Genomic DNA, 22,942 nt, shown 5'->3' on the forward strand with positions numbered 1-22,942 from the left:
TTTGTCTTCTTTCATAGCTTCTGGTGTTGCAAATTCAATTATAACATAAAAAAATCACTGACAAAATCCTGTCAGTGATAAATATTTTTATCAAAGCAAGTCCGTGCTAACACCTCTACCTAGGTGTAACAACTAGCATATCCATAAGTTGCTAAAGCAACAACGGCTATCCTATCTTAGGTAGGGGATGAAGCAGCACTAAGCCTTGAATTTCGTCCGACTGCCCTAGGGCGTTAGTGCTTTAGCACTTAGGCTTCTGGGACAAGACCACTTCGCCTTGCGACTTTAGTCGATTGCGATTTGAACTTCCGACTTTAGTCGGTTAGTGAAATCGACAGCGGAGCAAAGCGTAGATAGAGCGAATGGATAACGAAGCTTCGCTACGGTGTGACCTCATATCGAAGATGTTAAGCAGGCTGTTGCAGCTTTAGCTGCGTACAGGTCGCTTAGTTGTTACACCTAGAGGTTGTACCCTAGATTCAGTGGTGAGTCGAAACTCCCACTGAATAAGTCTTGACTTCATTATTTGTTCAATGCTTGAGCAGCAGTAATGATGGAAAGTTTATAAACATCTTCTTCATTACATCCACGTGAAAGGTCAGATACTGGAGCGTTTAAACCTTGCAAGATTGGGCCAATAGCTTCAAAGTTACCCAAACGTTGCGCAATCTTGTAGCCAATATTTCCTGCTTGAATATCTGGGAAGATAAAGACATTTGCTTTACCAGCCACTTCTGAATCTGGTGCTTTTTGACGCGCAACAGCGGGTACAAATGCTGCATCAAATTGAAGTTCTCCATCAAGTGCAATTTCTGGATGTGCTTCTTTTACAAGATTAGAAGCCTCTACTACACGGTCAACATCTTCTGATTTACCAGAACCTTTGGTTGAAAATGAGAGCATAGCAACTTTAGGGTCAATGTCAAAAAGTGCTGCCGTTTCAGCTGAAGCAACTGCAATATCTGCAAGAGTTGCAGCATCTGGTTTGATGTTGATTGCACAGTCACCAAATACATATTTTTCATTGTCATCACGACCACGAACCATGATAAATGCGCCCGAAACAGAGCGAACACCTGGTTTTGTCTTGATAATTTGAAGGGCTGGACGCACTGTGTCAGCAGTTGAGTGAACCGCACCCGAAACCATACCATCAGCAATGCCCATAAAGACAAGCATTGTACCAAAATAGTTAGGGTCTTTAAGAATTTCTTTGGCTTGTTCTTCCGTCACTTTACCTTTACGGCGTTCAACAAAAAGTTCCGTCATTTTTTCAAATCGTCCACAGTTTTCTGGGTCATAGATTTCGAAACCTTCTGGATTAATCCCACGAGAAATTAAAGTTTCTGTGACTTCAGATACGTTCCCGATAAAGACAGGAGTAATCAAACCATCTGCATTCAAACGATTTGCAGCACCAAGAATACGTGCATCTGTTCCCTCTGGAAAAACGATTTTTAAGCCTTTGCTGGCAATTTTTTGTTTTAGTGATTCAAAAAGTTCCATTTTGAAATTATTCCTTCTTTCTTAACAATACTCCACGATTATAACACACTTTCACAAAAAAAGTAAGCATTACCAAGGGCATTTTCACGGAGTATTCTTTTGGTTTCGTTTGCTCCTTTTTTCACAAACATCACACGAATGCATTCTTACCTCACATTTTTTGCTATACTAAATCCTATGAACAATGATTACATTTTACCAATAGGCAGCATTGTCCACCTTAAAGATGGAAATATTGACCTCATGATTACAAGTCGCGCTCAACTCTTTAATGACAAGGGAAGACTAGGTTACTTTGACTATGCTGCAGTCTTTTATCCCACTGGTGTCACTGAAGAAAATAAATTTGTTTTCTTCAATCGAGAAGATATCCAAGCTGTCATCTTTGAAGGCTACCGCAACGAAGAAGAAAAACACTTCTCCAAGCATTATGACGAGGAAATCCTCAAAGTACCTTATCCAAAACTCGGTGTAAATTCTGAGCGCGGTGTAGGCACAAAAACAGCGCAAACAGATGACCTCAGCACTAAATTTGGCTTATAAAAAACTGTCAGTTCAATGCGCCTAGGCGAAGCATTGAATCGGTAAATAAAAGACTTGCCAGCATAGCTGAAAAGTCTGTCAGTATACTGACAGACTTCATCCATAAGCGCTCATTGTCCTAAAATACTAGCAATTTTTGTGGTAATAATATCAACACCAACGGTATTAGACACACCTTCTGGGATAATCACATCTGCATAACGCTTCGTTGGCTCAATAAATTGGTGGTACATCGGTTTAACTGCTGCTAGATATTGATTGATGACAGAGTCTAATGTCCGCCCACGTTCCTCAATATCACGACGAATCCGTCTGATAATTCGCACATCATCATCAGTATCTACAAAAATTTTGATATCCATCAAATTTCGCAAACGCTCATCTTCAAGAACCAAAATTCCCTCAACAATCAGCACATCCACAGGTTCTTGTCGATAAGTCTTATCAGACCGTGTATGATTCGCATAATCATAAATAGGAATATCCACAGCCCGCCCATCTTGTAGCTCTTTAAGTTGAGCAATCAAATAATCTGTATCAAAAGCCAACGGATGGTCATAATTTGTCTTTGTCCGCTCAGCAAAAGTCAGATGCGACTGATCTTTATAATAGCTATCATGTTCAATCATTGCAATACGTTCATTGGAAAAAGTTTCTAAAATCGCATGAGAAACACTTGTTTTTCCACTTGCAGAACCACCTGTTACACCAATAATTAATGTTTTTTTCAAAGCACTATACCTTCCAGTAAGATTTTCATCAAAGCAAATGCATGCTATCTTCGCCCTTTGGGCTACGCTGTCCATTCGCTCTATCTCCGCTTTGCTTCGCTGTCGATTCTCGCTACGGCACAAAAGTGCCTAGTCGAAGTCGCAACTCGCTAAAGTGATAAGGCGAAATGGCAATCTTTGAATTTCGTCCGACTGCCCTAGGGCGTTAGTGCCTTAGCACTTAGGCTTCTGGGACAAGACCACTTCGCCTTGCGACTTTAGTCGCCTAGAGCGAATGGATAACGAAGCGAAGCGGAGGTGTGACCTCATATTGAAGATGTTAAGCAGACTGTTCGTACAGGTCGCTTAGTTGTTACACCTAGAGGTTGTACCATAGATTCAGTGGTGAGTCGAAACTCCCACTGAATAAGTCTTGACTTCATTTACCATTCATTAACATTCTACAAAATACCGCGACAATAGCTAATAGCAGCTGATAAAATGATAATTAACCTCAAAATTTCTTCAAACTATTTTACCACAAATCAATTTTTTTGTAAGCAACTGACAGATTCACTAGAGAAATTTGAGCAAAAATTTGATATAATTAAGCTTACACAATTTAGAAACTCGTGAAAAACAAAATCTCTCCAAGATTTTCTATTTTTCATCATTTCTTATCAATCACACTCACATCTTGTTGCTGAGTTCTAAGTAACCTCACACCTTGGTAGATATAGGACACGGGGTTGACACAAGATTTGTCATAAAAAGCACTGGTTATTGTCAATAAAAAATGGAGGAAATTTTATGTTAAAACTAGGAGTAGTAGGAACAAGTTGGATTGCTCGCTCATTCATTGATGCCGCATCTCTCACAAAAAAGTTTACTTTTAGCGCTGTTTATTCAAGACATCTTGACACTGCAGCAAAATTTTCAGCTGATTTTGAAAACGTTCAACAATTTGACCAGTTTGACCAGTTTTTGGCATCTGACTTAGATATCATCTATATTGCTAGCCCAAATGCACTCCATTTTGAGCAAGCAAAAGCTGCGATTTTGGCTGGACACAATGTCATCACTGAAAAGCCTGCTTTCTCAAATCCGTCAGAACTGACAGAAATTATTCAACTTGCTGACGAAAAAAATATTCTCTTTTTCGAAGCTGCACGCAATATCCATGAGCATTCTTTTACGCTCATCAAAGATTTTCTTGCTGACAAAACTATCACTGGTGCTGACTTCACTTATTCAAAGTATTCATCAAAAATGCCTGCTTTACTGCGCGGTGAATTACCAAATAAATTTAACCCCAAATTCTCTGGTGGACTTCTTGCAGACCTCGGCGTTTACCTTTTGTATGCTGCAATCTTCTGGTTTGGAAAACCTCAAGATGCTCACTACGATGCCGTTGTTCTCCCTAGTGGAGTTGATGTTTCTGGCGTCGGCTCGCTTGATTATCATGACTTCAAAGTTGCTATCAAGTGTGCTGGTAATTTTAATAGCTACTTACCCAGTGAAATTTATACCACAGATGGCACACTGATTTTAGATGGTGTTAACGCTATCTCCTCTGCAAAATTCATTGCCCTTGATGGTTCAGAAACAAAAATCGAGCTTACCGCTCCGAAACATTCTCTCTATGATGAAGCAGTAAAATTCGCCGAAATCCTGACCAATAAAGATTTTGAAACAGCTCGCAAGCTCCAAAGCTTTGCCAAAGATGTCGCGAGCACCTCATACAAAATGCGTCAAAGCGCTGGTATCGTTTTTGATGCTGACAAAAAATAATCTTACTCTGTCAGTGCTGACAACATATTGTCAGTATTGACAAAAGCTGATCCCTTAGTTAAGTTGGATATAACGAGAACCTCCTAAGTTCTTGTCGCCGGTTCGAGTCCGGCAGGGTCATATTTAGAAATCAGGTAACTTTATGACCGAGATAAAACTTGGAACAACCTTTTCTGTAAGCACTATCGTTGATGAAAGCAATATCGCAAGTACTGTTGGTAGCGGACTGCTCCCTATCTTTGCTACTCCCATGATGATTGCTCAAATGGAAAAAGCAGCAAGTGAACTACTCGCACCATTTTTGGAAAAGGGTCAAACTTCTGTTGGCATAAAAATTGATGTCAGCCATGACAAAGCCAGCCCCATTGGCGCAACAATTACCACAACAGCAAAAATTATCGCGGTTGACCGCAGACAAGTTGACTTCGAAGTCATTTCTAAAGATGAAAAAAGCCTGATTGGCAAAGGATTTCACAGTCGTTTCATCATAGATAGCCAAAAATTTCTCGAAAAATTGAAGTGATTACTTCATCAGTGGGAGATTCTTTCTCTCCCGCTGATGTTAGTAGAACGAAAGCAAAGCTTAGTGCTGCTTATCCCTCCACCTAAAAGAAGTGGGGAATTGCCACTCCGACTAGGTGCTTTAGCACCGTAGTGAGGATGGACAGCGGAGCCCAAAGGGCGAAGATAGCAGACACTTGCTTGGTTAAAATGAAGTCAAGACTTATTCAGTGGGAGTTTCGTAAAACATTTGTCCATTTTCTCCAGTCACTATCTTCGCTAAGCAAATGGACAGCGGAGCAACGAAGTTGCGCAGACCATTCGCAGAATGTCGTGCGAAGCACATAGCACCGTAGCGAACCCTTTCGCCTTACTGCTTTAGCAGATTGCGATTTGAACTTGCCGCTTTATAGGATACCCGTCTGCGCTAAAGCAGCAACGGATATGCTAGTTGTTTCACCTAGTGGCTTAGTGAAATCAACAGCGTAGCAAATCGGAGATAGCACGCACTTGCTTTGATAAAACTGCTGTCAGTATACTGACAAAACGGTTAGCGTTGCTAACCGTTTTTTTATTCGCTTAAATCGTTCTTATACTGTCTAACTTTTAACCATTCCGCTTAGAAGTTACTTTGCTACGCTGCGCAGATTTAGAGGTGAACTAATACCAGCTTAATCAAACCGAACTGACAGAAAATTTCAGCTACTGATAGATGTTTTTTCAGTCAAAATTTTCCTAATCTGTTCACGCGCAACTACTTCATCCTCACGGTTAACCAAAAAAGTCAAATAATCTCCAGCTTGCAACTCCGTTTTTCCCCTTGGAATCAAATCTTTACCCGACCGATGAATAGAAACAAGTAAAACGCCTTCAGGCAGAGCCAATTGTTCCAGTCTCTTATGATCAGCCTTCGCATCAAATTGCACCATTGTTTCAAACATCATCTGACCTTCTGAAATTTCCTCATCACCATTTCGCGCACTCAACATTCGCTCCAAAAGTGAATCATAAATAGGTTCTGAGCCCAATAAATCAGCAATAACATAAGCTACCAAAGAAACCAGTGCCAAAGGAAGCAAATGGTCAAAAGAACCCGTCATTTCAACCAATAATAGAATTCCCGTCATCGGCGCACGCACAATTGCCGTAAATGTCCCAGCCATTGAAAGAATCACAAAGTTCGCAAATAGATGACTTGGCAAATGAAAAGCTGCCAAAACAATCGTGGCATACACAGCACCCAAACTCGCCCCAAGTACCAAAAGTGGAAAGAAAATTCCTCCTGGAACTCCAGAAGCATAAGAAACCATTGAGATAAAATACTTAGCAATCAAAATCAAGCATAGAAAACCAAGCCCCATTCCGAAACTAAAGGAATCCATCAAAATATGACCACTACCAATAACAATTGGAAAAATCAGTGCCATCAATCCAACACTTAAAAAACTAATCACAACTCGAACAAAAGGCAAGCGAATCTTACTCATCAACCTCTGACTAGAAAGTAAAGTCCAATTATAAAAAGCACCAAAAAACCCTAAAATCACCCCTAATATTAATAATAACCAATAGTCAGAAAGTGCAATAGAACCAGAGATTTGAAAATGAAAAACTGCTCCTTCACCAAAAATAATTCTCGAAACAACATCCGCCACCATCGCAGAAGTCATACAAGTCAACAAAATTAAAGGTGAAAAATATTTAAAAACTTCTTCTAAAGTAAACATGACACCTGATAAAGGGGCATTAAAAGCAGCAGATAAACCTGCAGAGGCACCTGATGCAATCAGAATACGCTTATGCCGTTCTGTTTGCGCCAACCGACCTGATACCATTTGTCCCATAGCAGCTCCCAGTTGAATCGAAGGCCCCTCACGTCCCAGCGATAAACCAGCAAACATTGCTAATGTGCCTGCGATAAATTTAGAAAAAGCAGTCGTAAACCAGTTATTTCTAAAGTAACCTTGCAATTGCCCCTTGACCTGTGGAATACCGGAACCAGAACTCATAGGAAACCACTTCATAAACAAACTCACAATACCAGCAATAATGACTAAAGAAATCACGAGAAAAGGAATGAACATTAAATGCAAAGACACGAAATGATAAATTTCGCGCCCTAACGTTTCCGCCTTCTCCAACGCCAAACGATACAAACTTGCCAAAAAACCTGCAGTTAATCCAACAAGTACGCTCAAAAAAAGAAGGTACAAATTTTTATTGGGTGATTTTTCTATATCTTTAAGTTTCATCACTACTTACCAATACGAATATTTGACTTAGGCTTCAATGATTTTTTAGCAAAATGAGTTGCAACAGCACCTCCACCATGCATTTTATACTCCACCGCCGAAAAACCTGCGCGTTCAAATAACTCTTTTAACAGCTTTGCATTTGGAAAATCTTTAGCTGACTTTTGTAACCAACGATATTCTTCATAAGACTTAGCAAATAATTTTCCAAAAAGTGGCATGATATTTTCAAAATATAACTCAAAAGCTTGCTTGTAAACAGGCAATGTGGGATGAGAGGTCTCAATACAAATTGCCCTACCTCCAGGCTTTAAAACACGGTATATCTCTGATAGTACGGTAAGATAGTTGGGTGTATTTCTAAGCCCATAGCCAATCGTAACCACATCAAACTGCTGATTAGCAAAAGGCAACTCCATTGCATTTCCCTGAATTAACTCAATGTTTTTATCTCCACGCTTAGCAACTTTTGCTTGAGCAATGGCCAGCATATTCTCCGAAAAGTCTAAACCAGTCGCTTGCCCACTCTCTCCTACAGCCTCCGCCAAATCAAGTAGCCAATCTCCAGTTCCACAGCACAAATCAAGCACTTTTTGCCCCGTTAAATTTCCCATTTTTTTCATTGTTTGCGCTCGCCACAAATCATGTTGTTTAAAGCTAATAATTGAGTTCATCTTATCGTAGTCTTCTGAGATTGTATTAAAAATCTCATGCACACGTTCTTCATTTACTTCTGTCATATTTTTATTATATCACACCCCGCAATCACATATTTACATTGAACTATTTTATACTGCCAAGGTTCCCAACATTCTTATCTCTTTATCTATATTAATTACAATATTTTTTAATGAAAAAAGCCCTATATAGATAGGGCAATTTAAAGTTTGACACTACTAAAGTAGAGTAAGCCAACTCTGATGTAGAAATCTACAAAGAAGTTAGATACTGCTTAATTTTATCAAAGCAAGTGCGTGCTATCTCCGCTTCACTACGCTGTCGTTCTACTGCCCTAAGCGTTTTTGACGCTTTAGCGAAATCAACAGTGTGCGAAGCGAGATAGACTTCTGGGATGGGGTAACCCATATTATTGATGTCAATAGACTTTTGCAGCTTTAGCTGCGTACAGATCGCTTAGTTGTTACACCTAGAGGTTGTACCCTAAACTTCAAAGTAGAACTAGCTATATCAAATCATACAATACGTAAAGTCATAAGCATTCAATTATTAATATTTATAGTCTTTTCACTTGATAACCAACTGAAAAGACACTTGCAATCTTTCAATACTTAGTTGTAAACCACCCAGCTACCAGCGGGAAGTTTACTTGCCATAGCAATCTGTTCGCTCAAAGGCATACCAGAATATTCACCATGACCTAGCAATTGAAAAACGCCATAAGCACCTGAACTCGCATTAACACTATCAACTAACCCGTTTGATTCACGAGAGATGATATAAGCCCACTCACTAGCAGAATAACCAGCCGTATTTGCTGTATTAGCCATCATATAATTTGCGAGCGCTTGAATGTCAACTTGTCCAGAATTTTGGCTCATATTGAGTCCATCAGAAACACTTTGTACTGATGTAACTTTAGTAGGTTGTCTTTCAATAATCTTAGTAGATACGGGAGTTTGTTTTACTTTTCCTAGTAAGATATCATTAACTTCTGCTTGGATAACTTTAGCATCAAAACCTTTGTTTGTTAGTTTTGTGATGCGTTCACCACCGTCACCATAGTTTCCATTAATCACCTCCAGCGCAATGTCATGTGTTGATGGAGTAGGGGTGTCTGCATGAGCAATACCACTACTGATAAACATTAACGATGCAACTAATCCAGTTGAAATAGCAACTTTACTTAACTTCATTTAGACCTTTCGATTTCGCCACTAAGAATATTCCATAGGAGTACGATCCAGTATATACCCTATCATCATGGTTACTTCCCATACACATCATAAAGTCTTGAACGCTTGTGTAGGATTACCGTAAGCAGTTTAACGTCATTGCACGCTATGGACGTTACACCTTTAAAATATTCAGCTCTTCTTTAAGATTAAAGGTCTATTAGTGTACTCTAAATAATAAAAAATGCCGTAACATTTATGAGTAGCCAATTCTACTCTCCTTCCCTTAAACAAAACTTAATTAAATTAAGGAATTGTTTTTTGTTTTAATATAAAACGATTACATTTATATTTTTTTTGAAATAAAAAGTAGGCAAAGTCGTAAAACTTTGCCTACTAAAAAACCTTTTTAAAACTACTTTATATTCTCATTTAAAGCGTTTTATCCCTATACTTCATAGTAAAATGAAATATCAGCTTCATTCATTACTTAAATCTTCCCCGTTTGATGCAATCACTTTTTTGTACCAATTAAATGATTTTTTAGGGGTACGTTTCAATGTTCCCTTACCAAAATCATCTCTATCAACGTAAATAAAGCCATAACGTTTGCTCATTTCACCCGTACCTGCAGAAACAAGGTCAATACAGCCCCAAGTCGTGTAACCAAGAAGTTCTACGCCATCAATCTCAACGGCTTTTTTCATCTCTTCAATATGAGCTGCCAAGTAAGCAATTCGATAATCGTCAGCAACAAAACCATCTGAATCAGGTGTATCTACTGCACCAAGCCCATTTTCAACAACAAAAAGTGGTTTCTGGTAGCGGTCATAAGCTGTATTCATTGTGATGCGAAGACCTTTAGGGTCAATTTGCCATCCCCATTCACTTGCTTCCAAATAAGGATTAGTCACTGATTCAAAAATATTTCCAGCAGACTTATCTGCTGCCTCATCTTTTGCCTTTGCCACCCGACTTGAATAATAGCTAAATGAGATAAAATCTACAGTATTTTCCGCTAAAATCTCCAAATCTCCTTCTTTGATTGGAAGTTCAATGGATTCACGCTCTAGCTTTTTAAGAAGATAATTTGGATATTTTCCTCGTGATTGAACGTCAATGAAGAAAAGATTATCTCGATTTTGTTTTTGAGCTTCAAGTACATTATCTGGATGACAGTCAAAAGGATAATATTCTCCTGCAGCTAACATACATCCGATTTTATTTTCTGGGTCAATCTCGTGAGCTATTTTTGTAGCAATCGCTGATGCTAAAAGCTCATGATGAGCCGCTAAATATTTGGTTTGCTCTTTATTTTCTCCTTCTTCAAACACAATACCTGCTCCCATGAACGGAGCGTGCAAGAGCATATTGATTTCATTGAAAGTGAGCCAATAATGAACCAGTCCTTTAAACCGTGTGAAAATCGTACGTGCAAGATTTTCGTAAAATTCAACCATTTTTCGATTACGCCAGCCGCCATATTCTTCGATAAGATGAATCGGACAATCAAAGTGTGTAATGGTTACTAATGGCTCAATGCCTAAACGTTGACATTCTTTGAAGATTTCTTCATAAAACTTCAATCCTTCTTCGTTTGGCTCTTTTTCATCACCTTTTGGAAAAATTCTTGTCCATGCGAGTGACATTCGATAGGTTTTAAATCCCATCTCCGCGAAAAGAGCAAGGTCTTCTTTCCAATGATGATACATATCAATCGCTTCTTTTGCTGGATAATAATGTTCATCATCGAAATCCAAGTGTTTCATTTCTCCCGTAATAATGGGAAATCTATCTTTACCATGTGGTACAACATCAACGTTTGCAAGACCTCTACCTCCAAGGTTATATCCGCCTTCACATTGATTAGCAGCCGTGGCACCGCCCCATAGGAAATCTTTACTAAATGGCATAAATGGTTCTCCTTTTATTTTACTCTTATATTATTCTAACATTTTTCAAAATGATTTAATAGCGTTTTCATTTTTATTTTTAATATTTTTTGATTTACGAAAAAAAGACAATTCTTATTTAGAAGAGTTGTCTTTTGGGGTTCTTCCCAATTTCGTCGCAAGCTAAAATGGTCTGGAACTAGGTCATACCCAGGAGTGCACAATGGATGACAACGTAAAATACGAGCGGTTCCCATTGCTATACCTTTTGTGGCACCGTGTTTTTCTATCGCCTGAATCATATAGTTGGAGCAGGTAGGATAATAACGGCAAGCTGGAGGGAGAGCTGGAGAAATCCAACGCTGATAACCATGCACTGCCTTCACTAATACTTTTTTCATATTTCTTTCATTGGGATGTTTCATAATCCTGTAATTTATCCATCATTTACCAATATTTATCCAACAGTTCGCTGAAATCCAACTCATAGACGACTTGCTTATTTCTGTAAGCTCGGATACTACCGACAAAAGATTGAACTATTGAAGTCACTTATTCTGTCAGTGTCTGGATCATTTCCCTTTTGTCAGTATACTGACAGCTTTGTTTGTTAATGTCTATTTTAGAAGTTGAAGGATATCAGCAACCATTAGTTCTGGTGTGAGGTGATAACGTTCATATAATTCTGATGCGGGTACGGAATCATTAAATTCACGTTTTGCGCCAAAATTCAAAACTTTTACATCATATTTTCCGAGGAATGACGCTACTTTTTGACCGAATCCTCCGTCTAAAATTCCATCTTCAATAGTGACAATAACCTCATGATTTTCTGTCAGTGCTGACAGAAATGTTTGATCTAAATCATTGACAAAAAGTGGATTGACAAGTGTTGCTTCAATTCCCGACTTGGAGAGTTCTGAAACGATTTTTTCTCCATGAGAGTATAAGCCACCAAGCGCCAAAATTGCGACTTTTTCGCCGACTTTTTCCATCTGATAAGATGGTTCTGAATAGTCTGTCAGTACTGACAAACGTGACTCCACACCATGTTCTGGCATTTGAATCACAACTGGCTCTTCATGCTGTGCAAGCGCCCAGTCAAGCATAGACAGTAATTCTTCCTCCGAAGTTGGCGCGAGATATTTAAGATTTGGAATATTAGAAATCCATGTCATTGCTGATGAACCTTGGTGTGTCTTATCAGAACCAGAAATCACACCACCTTTGACAATGATAATTGCTGGTTCTTCATTAATTGCGACATCATGCCAAAGTTGGTCGTAAGCACGTTGTAAAAAGGTCGAATTATGGAAAATAATTGGGCGCGCACCATAAGCCGCCATTGCTCCACCAAAAGTAATCGTGAACTGTTCAGCAATTCCTGCATCAATATAGCGTTCAGGGTATTTGCTGGCAAATTGTTTCAGACCAAAAATCCCTGGAATTGCGGCATTAATAGCGACAAGTGGTAGACCTTCTGCCATTTTTTTATCCAGATAATCAAGCATGACACTTATGTAAGATTTTGTAGATGGTGCTGCTTTTAAAGCACCTGTTTCTAAATCAAATGCCCCACGCCAGTGAAAATTTTCTTTATTCTCAATTGCTGGTGCATAGCCATGTCCTTTTTCGGTGTGAATATGTAAAACAATGGGATGATTAATGTCTTTCACTTCTTCAAAAAGATGAATCAACGCTTCAATATCATTTCCTTCTTCAAGATATTTATAATCTAAACCGAAGGTTTTAAAGAAGTTATTTGCTGCCGCTCCCTTTGTTTCACGTAACTCAGCAAGATTACGATATAAACCACCATGATTTTCAGCAATTGACATTTGATTATCATTAAAAATAATAATAAGATTACTATCAAAATCCCCTGCGTTATTTAACGCTTCCATAGCAAGTCCGCCAGAAATTGAACCATCTCCAATCACTGCAATAATATTTTCTTTGTTTCCTTTCAAATCGCGTGCCTTAGCAAATCCTAAAGCGTTTGCCACAGAAGTTGAAGTATGACCTACAGTGAAGAAATCGTGCTCAGACTCATGCTGACTAGTATAGGGAGTAATGTCATGAAAGTGTCCATCAGTAAAACCAGCCTTGCGTCCCGTCAAAATCTTATGAGGATAAGTTTGATGAGAAACATCCCAGATAAACTTATCAACAGGTGAATTAAAAACTTTGTGTAGAGCAATTGTTAACTCTGTTACTCCAAGATTAGGACCAACGTGCCCCCCGACATTTGAAACTTTATGAAGCACAGTAGCACGTACTTCAGTGGCTAATTCATTAAGCTCTGAAATTGTCAAATTTTTTACATCCGCAGGTGTATTTACTTTATCTAAAATTGACATTTTTTCTCTTTTCTAATTATTTAAGTAAGATATCTAATAGGCAAACTTGATGTCACCACATACTTTGTCCCATCAAGTTCTATTTTGTAGTTTTCGTATTATAAAATACACAAATATTATCTTTTATTTTACAACTTTTGGAAAATTTTTGCAGGATTAACCATCGAATTGTCCAAACGAATTCTTATGATAAATTTTGTCCCTTGTGGTTGATTGTCCTCAACAGAAATTTTACCGTTATAAGCGTCAACAATTTGTTTCGCTAAGGATAGTCCCAAGCCCAAACCACCTTTTTGCCTTGTGCGTGCTTTATCTACACGGAAAAAGCGGTCAAAAATCTTCTTTTTATCGTCGTTAGAAATTCCTTCACCATTATCAGCGACTGTAAAAATTAAGTTTCCTCCATTTTTTTGCACATCAAGTGAAATCTCCCCGTCATCATCAGTATATTTCAGCGCATTATCAAACAGAATAGTCAATAACTGCTTAATCAAAGCTTGGTCTAAATTTATTGTTCCTTCTAATTTGACCGTTCCTGTAAACAGTTTTCCTGCATTTTCAGCAAGCATTTCATAACTATTGAAAATCATCTCAAAAAATGCTGCTGTTGTTTCTTCTGGTTCAATCTTAATTCCTGATTCACGACGAGCTAAGTTGAGCAGATTAGTGGTCAAAAGTCGCATATTTCGAACTTCTGACAGACTTTCAGAAATATTTTCCGATTCATCAATGATTGTCGCTGTCGGTTTTTGAAATAAAAGTTCCAACCGATTTTGCAAAATAGCGAGTGGAGTACGTAATTCATGAGAAGCATTTTCCACAAATTCCTTTTGCTTCTCATAAGCAGATAGAATTGGTTTCAAAGTCCAATTAGCAAGATAAAGACTAATCACAACTGATAAAAGCCAAAAAGCAACCATTGTCGTTAAAATAACAAGCATAGCACGACTCATCGCATCTTGAATTTGGTCAACATTTGAAAAGACCTGCACATAGGCTGGGGTAATGCTACCATCATTGTTTGTAATGACAATTTGCGTTGTTAGATAGCGATAGTGCCAATCTGCACCATAGGGATTATGCACGGAAATTGTCCGAATCGTATTAATCGCATTTTTATTTAATTTTACTGCTTTTTTTAGATGACTAAGAACAAAATCTGATGGTCCCATATCAGTAGAGGCTGGGTAAAACTATGTCCATCAGCATCGTAGAAAAGTACACTATTCGTCGGACCATACGCTCCTTGGCTTTGCAAACTTCCTGTTCCAGTTTGATTATTTGCTGCATCTTGCAAAAAAGCCGAATTACGCGCTAAATCCTGTAAATTTTGGTCTGTTGCTTTATACATCCCAATCTGCATTACTTGAATGATGATAACTGCCAAAGCCACAAAAATTACTGTAAAAGCTAGAAAAAAATGAAGGAAATTTTTCCCATCATTTTTCACAATCGCTGAAGACTTAACTTTTTTAATTATTTTCTTCAAATTTTCTCTTTTCCATTTCGTCAGCACTACAACTCATTCGTCATTCAGCTCTCTTTGAGGATAAGATTTACTGACAGACTTATAACAGTTTTGTCAGTACTGACAGAAATAATTTTTATCAAAGCAAGTGCGTGCTATCTCCACCCTTTCGGGCTCCGCTGTCGATGCTCGCTACGGTGGCAATCGCAATACTCCGACCTCTTAGGTCGGAGATAAAGCAACACTAAGCTTTGAGTTTCGTCCCACTGAATAAGTCTTGACTTCATCGCAAAATATATCCTACATTCCGCAAAGTAGAAAGATTGTTAACAAACTCTGTATCTTTCAACTTTTTACGTATTTTGCTCATATATACTTCAACAACCGTAACAGTAGTATCGCTATCATAACCCCAAATTCGGTCAAAAATTTGTTCTTTAGGCAGGATAACATTTTGATTTTGCATCAGATAAACGACCAAATCAAACTCTTTACCAATCAAATCTACTGGTGTATCATCTACCATCGCTGATTTATTCGAAAGATTCAAGCGAACATTACCATAAGAAAGTCCATTGGAATCTTCAAGTTTTCCTGTGCGTTTTAGCAGTGCCTGAATACGCGCTCTTAACTCGTCAAGATAAAAAGGCTTTGTCAAATAGTCATCAGCACCAATATCAAAACCGTGCATCTTATCATCTAAGGATTCTTTTGCTGTCATGATAAGAACTGGCGTATCAACATTTTTTCCGCGTAATTCTTTCAAAACTTCAAAACCATTTTTTTCTGGCAACATCAAATCTAGCAAAATCAAATCATAGATTCCAAGCTCTGCTTCGTATAATCCTTCAATCCCATCATAGACTTGCTTTACTTCCGCAAATGATTTTAAGAAATCATAAACAGACTTGGATAACGATAAGTCGTCCTCGACCAACAAAATTTTAATCATCGGATCCATCCTTCTTCACTTTTTTGAGCTAAAATCATTTTTCTTATCTCATGCTTTTATACTAGTTCATCTCTGTAGCCATAACTATACTGCTTTGTGACAATTTTCTCATTTTATAGGTTTTAAAAATAGCATCAAATGCAAGAAATAGTTTGCGTAAACGCAAACTCCAATTTCTAAAAGAAGCTTCTAAAAATTAAACCATATTAGAACGTTACAATATAAAAAAACATTCAAGAAATCTCTAGTATTTTTACTTATATTTGTAAAATATACTCTCGCTATTTTTCAAATAAAGCTGATAAGAACGCGCTCACCCTTTCTTTTATTTTATACTATTATGCCGTTTTTGTCTTGTATTAAACTTAATCAATACTGAAATAAAACTAAAACAATTATTTTGAATTCTTCTGATAACCCAAACAATATTTTTCTCCAAATTTCGTAGTTGAAGTGATTACTTCATTGGTGGGAGATTCTTTCTCCCCACCAATGTTAGGGCACAACCTCTAGGTGTAACAACTAAGCGACCTGTACGCAGCTAAAGCTGCAACAGTCTGCTTAACATCAAAGATATGAGGTCACACCGTAGCGAAGCTTCGTTATCCATTCGCTCTATCTCCGCTTTGCTACGCTGTCGATTTTGCTAAGTTGCTAAAGCAACAAGCTCAAATCGCAATCGCTGAAGCGCTAAGACCCTAGGGCAGTAGAACGAAAGCAGAGCTTGCTACTTCGCCTTATCGCTTTAGCGATTTAGAGCGAATAGACAGAGTGCTGCTTATCCCGCCACCTTATAGAGGTGGGGAATTGCCACTCCGACTAGGTGCTTTGCCTTTTGCTCTTGCTGCTTTAGCAGCTAAGTAAACGGACAGCGGAGCAACGAAGTTGCGTAGACCGTTCGCAGAACAGCGTGCGAAGCACGTAGCACCGTAGCGAGGATGGACAGCGGAGCCCAGCACGCACTTACTAAGTTAAAAAGATTCCAAAGACAAGCTTCGGAATCTTTTTAACTCTATTATTTTTTGATTTTTGTTGATTCTCTCAAAATAAGCTCGAAAGGAATAATTGTTTTCTCAGGCAAAAAATTCTTATCATTGGACAAATCTAAAAATTTTTTGACCGCAGCTGCGCCTAACTGCTCAATATGAATATCAAAAGTCGTCAAATAAGGATGTAAAATTGATGCAAAAATCGAATTATTGTAGGTAATCATGCTGACATCGTCAGGTACTTTCAATCCAATTTCTGACAAACGTTCCACCACTTTCAACGCTAAGACGTCATCCATGACGACAAGAGCTGTTTCATCTTCTAGCATGAAGTCTTTGTTAAAAAATATAAGACGTTTTGTCAATCCTAATCGGTTCATCTCATCTTTGAAACCTTGATAACGTTCTTCGTAGACTTCTCCTTCTGTAGTATCAGTGACAAAGGCAATTTTTTGATGTTGAAGTTCAGCCAAGTGTCTGACTGCTTCTCTTCCCAAAAGCATATTATCATTATCCACATGCGTAATCTCATTTTGCCGTTCAGAAGGTGTTCCAACTAGCACAAATGGAATATCATTTTCTAAAAGATAGTCACGAATTTCATCTCTTTTCCCTGCATATAAGATAATAAAACCATCCACTCGCTTCTCTGAGTATTGTAGCTCAACTTGTTTTTTTAATTCTTTGGTTGAATGCCCTGTTGCAATAGCTACTGATACATTGTAATCACGAGCCGTTTCATTAATCGAGGTCAATATTTTCATAAAGAAAGGCTGACTGGCTTTATCACTTACAGGGGAAAGACAACGCCAATGGTGTTTGTTTTACCTGAAGCTAAAATTTGAGCAGCTGCATTTCTCCTGTAACCTAAGTCTTGCATTGCTTTACGCACTTTAGCTTTGGTTTTATCGCTAATTTCTGAGCTGTCTTTTATGACTCGACTTACGGTCGAAGCATTTACTCCAGCTTTTTTTGCTACATCTTTAATTGTTACTGCCATTTTCGTCTTCTGAGCAATGCCCAGACTGGATAAATCCAGCACTCCTTTCTTTATTTTTTTTCTATAAAAAGCGACAATGCTCTCGTTTTACTCATAACCCTTGGGCTTATTATGAAGTCAAGACTTATTCAGTGGGAGGCTCGTAAAACATTTGTCCTTTTTCCCTAGTCGCTATCTTCGCTGCGCTACGCTGTCCGTTTGATTGCCATTTGGCGTTGCCTCTATTCTTGTCACTTTAGTGACCTAGAATAGAGGACAAATGTTCATCGGCACTTTAGTGCCTTACAGCCAATGCCTTTTGTTCTTGGGCTTTTAGCCCTAAGCAAACGGACAAATGTCCTATGGTCATGCGAAGCTAGCTGCTAAAGCTGGCATCTTCGCTGCGCTCCGCTGTCGATTTCACTAACCGACTAAAGTCGGAAGTTCAAATCGCAATCCAGCAAAGCTGGCAAGACGAAATGGTAAGAGCAAAAGGCGATTCGACTGATAAAAGGGCGACTCCCCGCTGAATTTAGGGTATAACCTCACATTTTCAATATGAGGTTACACCGTAGCGAAGCTTCGTTGTCCATTCGCTCTATCTTCGCTTTGCTCCGTTGTCGATTTCACTAACCGACTAAAGTCGCAAAGGCGGAGATAGCACGCACTTACTTCGATAAAAAACTTATCTTTTTATAATCTTGTTCCATTTTGCTAAAAGTTTTTCAATTTGTCAACCTTTGATTACAATTTTTTATTTTATATTTGTTTTATAGTTTGTTTCTAAAAGAATTTTTTCATTGTAAACTTCAAGTTCTATTGGCTGACCTTTAAGGAGTTCGATTTCGATTGTGTCGGAAACAGAGATTTTTAATAAACGTCCACGATAATTGATATGGAAATTGTAAGCCGTCCAAGCTTCTGGTAAAAATGGAGCAAAACTTAGCTGACCTTCCCATGTTTTCATTTGAGCAAAACCATGAACAATGGCTAACCATGAGCCTGTCATTGAAGTGATGTGAAGTCCATCTGCTGTATCGTTATTGTAGTTATCAAGGTCTAAACGTGCTGTACGTTCATACATCTCTACTGCTTTAGCTTCCATTCCAAGCTCGGCAGCAAGAATCGAGTGAATAGATGGAGATAACGAACTTTCATGAACAGTGAGTGGTTCATAAAATTCAAAGTTACGGCGTTTTTCTTCCAAGCTAAACTTGTCTCCAAAGAAATAAATCCCTTGCAATACATCTGCTTGCTTGATGTACGGACTGCGCAATACTCTGTCCCAAGACCAGTTTTGATTAAGCGGCAAGTTTGATGGATCAAGCTGCGCTACTGGTGTTAAGTCCTTGTCAAGATAACCATCATGTTGGACAAAAATACCTAATTTTTCATCCTCTGGATAGTACATTTTTTCCACGATTTCTGACCATTTTTCAAGTTCTTTTTCTGAAACTTTTAGATCAGGACGAGGAAATTTTGCTAGATTTTCACTGGTGTAGGTGAGAACCCATGCGGCTAACTTATTGGTATACCAATTGTTGTTGATATTGTTTTCGTATTCGTTAGGTCCTGTGACGCCATGAATCATGTATTTATCATTTCGTTCTGAATAATGCACGCGGTCCGCCCAAAATCTTGCAATTTCAACTAGAACTTCCAGACCTTCATGAGCAAGATAGGTTTCATCACCCGTGTAATTGGTATAATTATAAATTGCATAAGCCATCGCGCCATTACGATGAATTTCTTCAAAGGTGATTTCCCATTCATTGTGACATTCAACTCCTGTGAATGTAACCATTGGATAGAGCGCTCCAGCTAAACCTTGTTGACGTGCATTATGTCTGGCTTGTGGAAGCTGTATATGTCTATATTTCAACAGATTTTTTGTGACTTTTTCATCAGCCAATGCGAGATAGAGTGGTACTGCATAAGCTTCTGTGTCCCAATAAGTCGCTCCGCCGTATTTTTCGCCTGTAAATCCTTTAGGTCCAATGTTCAAGCGTGCGTCTTCACCATAATAAGTGCTGAAAAGTTGAAAAAGGTTGAAACGTATTCCTTGTTGTGCTTCGTCAGAGCCTTGAATCTGTACGTCAGCGATTTCCCAACGTTTTGACCATGCTTCTATCTGTGCTGTACGAAGTTCTTCATAGCTAATTGCTGACAAAGACTCTATCAAAGCTACAGAAGTGTCTGTCAGTGCTGACAGATTGTCATAATCACGACTTGTCAGCACCAAAACACGTTTTTCAAAAGTTAATGTTTGGCCTGCTGGCAAGATTTCTTCGTAAGTATCACTCACGTTGTCGTCAGCAGATTTTTGAGCGGTCAGTTGTAAACTTCCTTTGAAATCTTGATGGGCAAGGACCGTAAATTGTTCTACACCAAAAGGATTTGGAATGGTTTGACTAATGAGATAAGAACCGTGTTCTGTATTACCTGATTCATAGGTATTCCAGAATTTTTCATCATAGTTGGCATCTTCATTACGAACATCAGCATCTATAAATGACTCTACCCGCACACTGTGCATTTGCCCATCAATATTTTCAAAGTTAAAATGGAAAACTGCGAGTTCTCGCGTTGCAATTGAGAAAAAGCGCTCAACTGTCACGCGCACACCAGAAAAAGAATAACCATAGCTCAATATTCCCTTTTCCATGTCCAATGCTAAATCAAAATCTGTTACTGGACTTGTTGCTAAATCAACTTCTTTTTTATCTATAAACAGACGAACTTTGGAAAAATTCAGAGCGTTGATTGCCTTCCCAAAATATTCTGGGTAACCATTTTTCCACCAACCCACACGAGTTTTATCTGGAAACCAGACACCTGCGATATAAGTTCCTTGATGATGGTCACCACTGAAAGTTTCGCTAAAATTTCCACGCATTCCCATGTAGCCATTTCCGATGGAAGTCAGGGATTCTTGCAATCTTCGGTCTTCTTTTTCGATTTGATGGGCCGTAATTTTCCAAGGATCAATTCCCATAATTCTCTTGATTTGTTTCATTTTTACTTTTATTTTTCCTTTTCTATAAGATGTGAGTCCGACTGTTTTGAAAGGTTGAAAAATGCCACTTGGCTCTTTACGCGAAAGCAGTATAGCTTCGCATGACCATTGGCTGTAAGCTACTAAAGCAGCAACGCCAAATGGCAAGCCAATGGACAGCGTAGTAGTTGCACTACGGAGATAGGAAAGCTGGAGGTTCTGTCGCAGACAGGTTCACAGATTTATCTTTTTTCACACCTTTCAAGGAGGATGAACTCAGTTGATTAAGATGTGAGGAGCGCTCGTTCAAAAGCGTAGCGATTTAGGAAATTGGATGGTTCATGCGAAAGCACGGTTCTCCAATTTATCTCGCCTAGCTTTTAGCGCTCCGAATTCAACTGAAGTGATTACTTCATTGGTGGGGAATTGCCACTCCGACTAGGTGCTTTAGCAGCGTAGCGAGGATGGATAGCGTAGCCCAAAGGGCGGAGATAGCACGCACTTGCTAAGTTAAATCTTTTGATAAACATGATATTCCCATGCTTCTAGTAGCATTTTGGTTTGAAATTGTCTGTCAGCACTTCCCAAGATATGCTGGTAATTTCTGTCAGTACTGACAGAAGTTTTATCAAAATTCAGATGTGCTTTTTTCGTTCCTAAATTGACCATAATCAAAAATTCATCACGTTCATAGACAAATGCCTGCAAGTGTCTAGCAAAATGGAAACGAACGGCTCCATCAGAAATTGCTTTCTCATCGTGCCGCAGATGAATCAGTCTTTGATACAGTTCCGTCAGCACTGACAGACTTTCTGAATTTACTGTTTTAAAATTTGGATTAATCTCCATCCACGGCTGACCTGTCGTAAAACCTGCATTTTCATCAAGCGACCATTGCAAAGGGGTACGTGCGTGTTCACGACTTCCCGCAGTCACTTTTTTTAGTGCATCATCTGCTGACAGATTTTCTGTCAGTAACGCTTGATAATGATTTTTAACTTCCTCTGCACGCAACTGACTACTGTCAGTAAATGGAAAATTGGTCATGCCAAATTCTTGACCTTGATAAATGAAAGGGGTCCCCCGCAACAACATATAACTGACCGCAAGTGCTTTTGCTGATGCAAGTGAGCCATCACCAAAAGTGTCAATACTTCTAGGCTGGTCATGATTTTCAAGATAGAGCGCATTCCAACCCTCTGCTTGTAAGTCCTCCTGCCAACGCATAATCACTTTCTTGTAAGCATAAATTGAACCTGTACCATCACCATTTGATTTGCGCGTGTTATGTTCAAGCTCAAAAATCATGTTGATGTAACCTGAATCATTTGTCCAGCTTGAAGCCTGATGTGAGCGAACTCCTGAAGCTTCACCAACCGTAAGAGCACCATACTCATCAAAAATTTTCTTCAAATCATCCATGTATTGCTCAATGCCCGCAACATTCATGAACGGCTGCCACGGACCATCGCCTTTCCATGATTTAATTTTAAAATCCCACGGTTCTTTTTGAATATGAGAAATAGCATCTAATCTAAAGCCGTCAATCCCAAGCTCTAACCACCAGCGAATCATACGATAAACTTCTTCTCGTACTTTAGGATTTTTCCAGTTTAAATCTGGTTGCTCTTTTGCAAAAACATGAAAATAAGCCTGTCTGGTCGCTTCATCATAAGTCCACGCTGAACCACCAAAAAACGAAATCCAGTCATTTGGCATCTTCTCATCTATCGCGTCTTGCCATAAATAATAGTCGCGATAAGGATTATCTTTCGACTTCTTGCTCTCTAAAAACCACGGATGTTGATCAGAAGTATGATTGACAACCAAGTCCATGATTACTTTTATACCAACTTCATGAGCTTTTGTAAGCAAAATTTTGAAATCATCAAGACTTCCAAACATCTCATCAATCGCATAATAATCTGCAATATCGTATCCACCATCAAATTGTGGACTTTTGTAAATTGGATTGAGCCAAATAAAATCAACCCCCAACTTTTTCAGATAAGTTAATTTTTCAATAATTCCTTGAATATCGCCGATGCCATCACCATTTGAATCCTTAAAAGATTTCGGATAAATCTGATAGCCAACGGCAGAATGAAACCAATTTTTATTCTTTTTCATTAAACCTAATCTCTGTCAGCA

General features: G+C 38.6%; 14 protein-coding genes, 1 tRNA gene and 2 pseudogenes. 4 read left to right on the forward strand and 13 right to left on the reverse strand.

The features are described 5' to 3' along the window. Positions 1-522 precede the first annotated feature (522 nt). Positions 523-1,506 (reverse strand): phosphate acetyltransferase, encoded by a 984-nt coding sequence (pta, locus tag FLP15_RS11320; protein ID WP_120772099.1) that lies wholly within the window; start codon positions 1,504-1,506, stop codon positions 523-525. Positions 1,507-1,683: 177 nt separating this feature from the next. Between pta and FLP15_RS11325 the strand changes: the two genes are divergently transcribed. Beyond that, entirely contained in the window at positions 1,684-2,049 is a 366-nt protein-coding gene (locus tag FLP15_RS11325) for a DUF4176 domain-containing protein (RefSeq protein WP_142767200.1), read from the forward strand. A gap of 110 nt (positions 2,050-2,159) precedes the next feature. On the opposite strand, the gene udk is transcribed toward FLP15_RS11325, so the two are convergent. Continuing rightward, positions 2,160-2,780, reverse strand: coding sequence for a uridine kinase (gene udk / locus FLP15_RS11330; protein ID WP_142767201.1), 621 nt, complete (start codon positions 2,778-2,780; stop codon positions 2,160-2,162). Positions 2,781-3,569: 789 nt separating this feature from the next. On the opposite strand from udk, the gene FLP15_RS11335 reads away from it, so the two are divergent. The 3 genes from FLP15_RS11335 (at position 3,570) to FLP15_RS11345 (ending at position 5,073) form a co-directional block, all read left to right on the forward strand. Next, positions 3,570-4,550 carry a Gfo/Idh/MocA family protein gene (locus tag FLP15_RS11335; RefSeq protein ID WP_142767202.1) on the forward strand — a complete coding sequence of 327 codons (981 nt, stop codon included), beginning with the start codon at positions 3,570-3,572 and terminating at the stop codon, positions 4,548-4,550. A 47-nt stretch (positions 4,551-4,597) separates the two neighbouring features. Further along, a tRNA-Arg gene (locus tag FLP15_RS11340) sits at positions 4,598-4,671 on the forward strand. 21 nt (positions 4,672-4,692) lie between these two features. Continuing rightward, positions 4,693-5,073 (forward strand): thioesterase family protein, encoded by a 381-nt coding sequence (locus FLP15_RS11345; RefSeq protein WP_142767203.1) that lies wholly within the window; start codon positions 4,693-4,695, stop codon positions 5,071-5,073. A gap of 676 nt (positions 5,074-5,749) precedes the next feature. On the opposite strand, the gene FLP15_RS11350 is transcribed toward FLP15_RS11345, so the two are convergent. From FLP15_RS11350 to FLP15_RS11400, 11 genes and pseudogenes are all read right to left on the reverse strand, one after another. Further along, positions 5,750-7,303 carry a ClC family H(+)/Cl(-) exchange transporter gene (locus tag FLP15_RS11350; RefSeq protein ID WP_142767204.1) on the reverse strand — a complete coding sequence of 518 codons (1,554 nt, stop codon included), beginning with the start codon at positions 7,301-7,303 and terminating at the stop codon, positions 5,750-5,752. 2 nt (positions 7,304-7,305) lie between these two features. Continuing rightward, on the reverse strand, positions 7,306-8,043 hold the full coding sequence (locus FLP15_RS11355; RefSeq protein ID WP_142767205.1) for a demethylmenaquinone methyltransferase: 738 nt from the start codon (positions 8,041-8,043) through the stop codon (positions 7,306-7,308). Positions 8,044-8,592: 549 nt separating this feature from the next. Beyond that, on the reverse strand, positions 8,593-9,177 hold the full coding sequence (locus tag FLP15_RS11360; RefSeq protein WP_142767206.1) for a transglycosylase: 585 nt from the start codon (positions 9,175-9,177) through the stop codon (positions 8,593-8,595). A gap of 458 nt (positions 9,178-9,635) precedes the next feature. Beyond that, positions 9,636-11,069, reverse strand: a complete 1,434-nt coding sequence (locus FLP15_RS11365; RefSeq protein ID WP_142767207.1) for a 6-phospho-beta-glucosidase — start codon at positions 11,067-11,069, stop codon at positions 9,636-9,638. Positions 11,070-11,104: 35 nt separating this feature from the next. Next, positions 11,105-11,449, reverse strand: coding sequence for a membrane protein insertion efficiency factor YidD (yidD, locus tag FLP15_RS11370; RefSeq protein WP_223804642.1), 345 nt, complete (start codon positions 11,447-11,449; stop codon positions 11,105-11,107). Between the two features lie 216 nt (positions 11,450-11,665). Further along, entirely contained in the window at positions 11,666-13,408 is a 1,743-nt protein-coding gene (locus FLP15_RS11375) for a 1-deoxy-D-xylulose-5-phosphate synthase (protein ID WP_142767208.1), read from the reverse strand. A gap of 128 nt (positions 13,409-13,536) precedes the next feature. Next, positions 13,537-14,897, reverse strand: a pseudogene (locus tag FLP15_RS11380) (sensor histidine kinase). A 262-nt stretch (positions 14,898-15,159) separates the two neighbouring features. After that, the gene (locus FLP15_RS11385) at positions 15,160-15,828 is read right to left on the reverse strand and encodes a response regulator transcription factor (protein ID WP_162930842.1); all 669 of its coding nucleotides are present in this window, start codon (positions 15,826-15,828) and stop codon (positions 15,160-15,162) included. Between the two features lie 1,015 nt (positions 15,829-16,843). Beyond that, positions 16,844-17,817: pseudogene (locus FLP15_RS11390) on the reverse strand (LacI family DNA-binding transcriptional regulator). A 733-nt stretch (positions 17,818-18,550) separates the two neighbouring features. Continuing rightward, positions 18,551-20,812: a glycoside hydrolase family 65 protein gene (locus FLP15_RS11395; RefSeq protein WP_142767209.1), complete on the reverse strand. Its 2,262-nt coding sequence runs from the start codon at positions 20,810-20,812 to the stop codon at positions 18,551-18,553. A 489-nt stretch (positions 20,813-21,301) separates the two neighbouring features. Continuing rightward, complete coding sequence (locus tag FLP15_RS11400) at positions 21,302-22,921, reverse strand: alpha-glucosidase (protein WP_142767210.1); 1,620 nt, start codon at positions 22,919-22,921, stop codon at positions 21,302-21,304. Positions 22,922-22,942 lie beyond the last annotated feature (21 nt).

Source organism: Lactococcus protaetiae (assembly GCF_006965445.1).
Taxonomy (GTDB): domain Bacteria; phylum Bacillota; class Bacilli; order Lactobacillales; family Streptococcaceae; genus Lactococcus; species Lactococcus protaetiae.

Coding starts and splice junctions, on each gene's coding strand:
- pta (WP_120772099.1), bottom strand. CDS start 1,506: ATGGAACTTTTTGAATCACTAAAACAAAAAATTGCCAGCAAAGGCTTA.
- FLP15_RS11325 (WP_142767200.1), top strand. CDS start 1,684: ATGAACAATGATTACATTTTACCAATAGGCAGCATTGTCCACCTTAAA.
- FLP15_RS11335 (WP_142767202.1), top strand. CDS start 3,570: ATGTTAAAACTAGGAGTAGTAGGAACAAGTTGGATTGCTCGCTCATTC.
- FLP15_RS11345 (WP_142767203.1), top strand. CDS start 4,693: ATGACCGAGATAAAACTTGGAACAACCTTTTCTGTAAGCACTATCGTT.
- FLP15_RS11350 (WP_142767204.1), bottom strand. CDS start 7,303: ATGAAACTTAAAGATATAGAAAAATCACCCAATAAAAATTTGTACCTT.
- FLP15_RS11355 (WP_142767205.1), bottom strand. CDS start 8,043: ATGACAGAAGTAAATGAAGAACGTGTGCATGAGATTTTTAATACAATC.
- FLP15_RS11360 (WP_142767206.1), bottom strand. CDS start 9,177: ATGAAGTTAAGTAAAGTTGCTATTTCAACTGGATTAGTTGCATCGTTA.
- FLP15_RS11365 (WP_142767207.1), bottom strand. CDS start 11,069: ATGCCATTTAGTAAAGATTTCCTATGGGGCGGTGCCACGGCTGCTAAT.
- yidD (WP_223804642.1), bottom strand. CDS start 11,449: ATGAAAAAAGTATTAGTGAAGGCAGTGCATGGTTATCAGCGTTGGATT.
- FLP15_RS11375 (WP_142767208.1), bottom strand. CDS start 13,408: ATGTCAATTTTAGATAAAGTAAATACACCTGCGGATGTAAAAAATTTG.
- FLP15_RS11385 (WP_162930842.1), bottom strand. CDS start 15,828: ATGATTAAAATTTTGTTGGTCGAGGACGACTTATCGTTATCCAAGTCT.
- FLP15_RS11395 (WP_142767209.1), bottom strand. CDS start 20,812: ATGAAACAAATCAAGAGAATTATGGGAATTGATCCTTGGAAAATTACG.
- FLP15_RS11400 (WP_142767210.1), bottom strand. CDS start 22,921: ATGAAAAAGAATAAAAATTGGTTTCATTCTGCCGTTGGCTATCAGATT.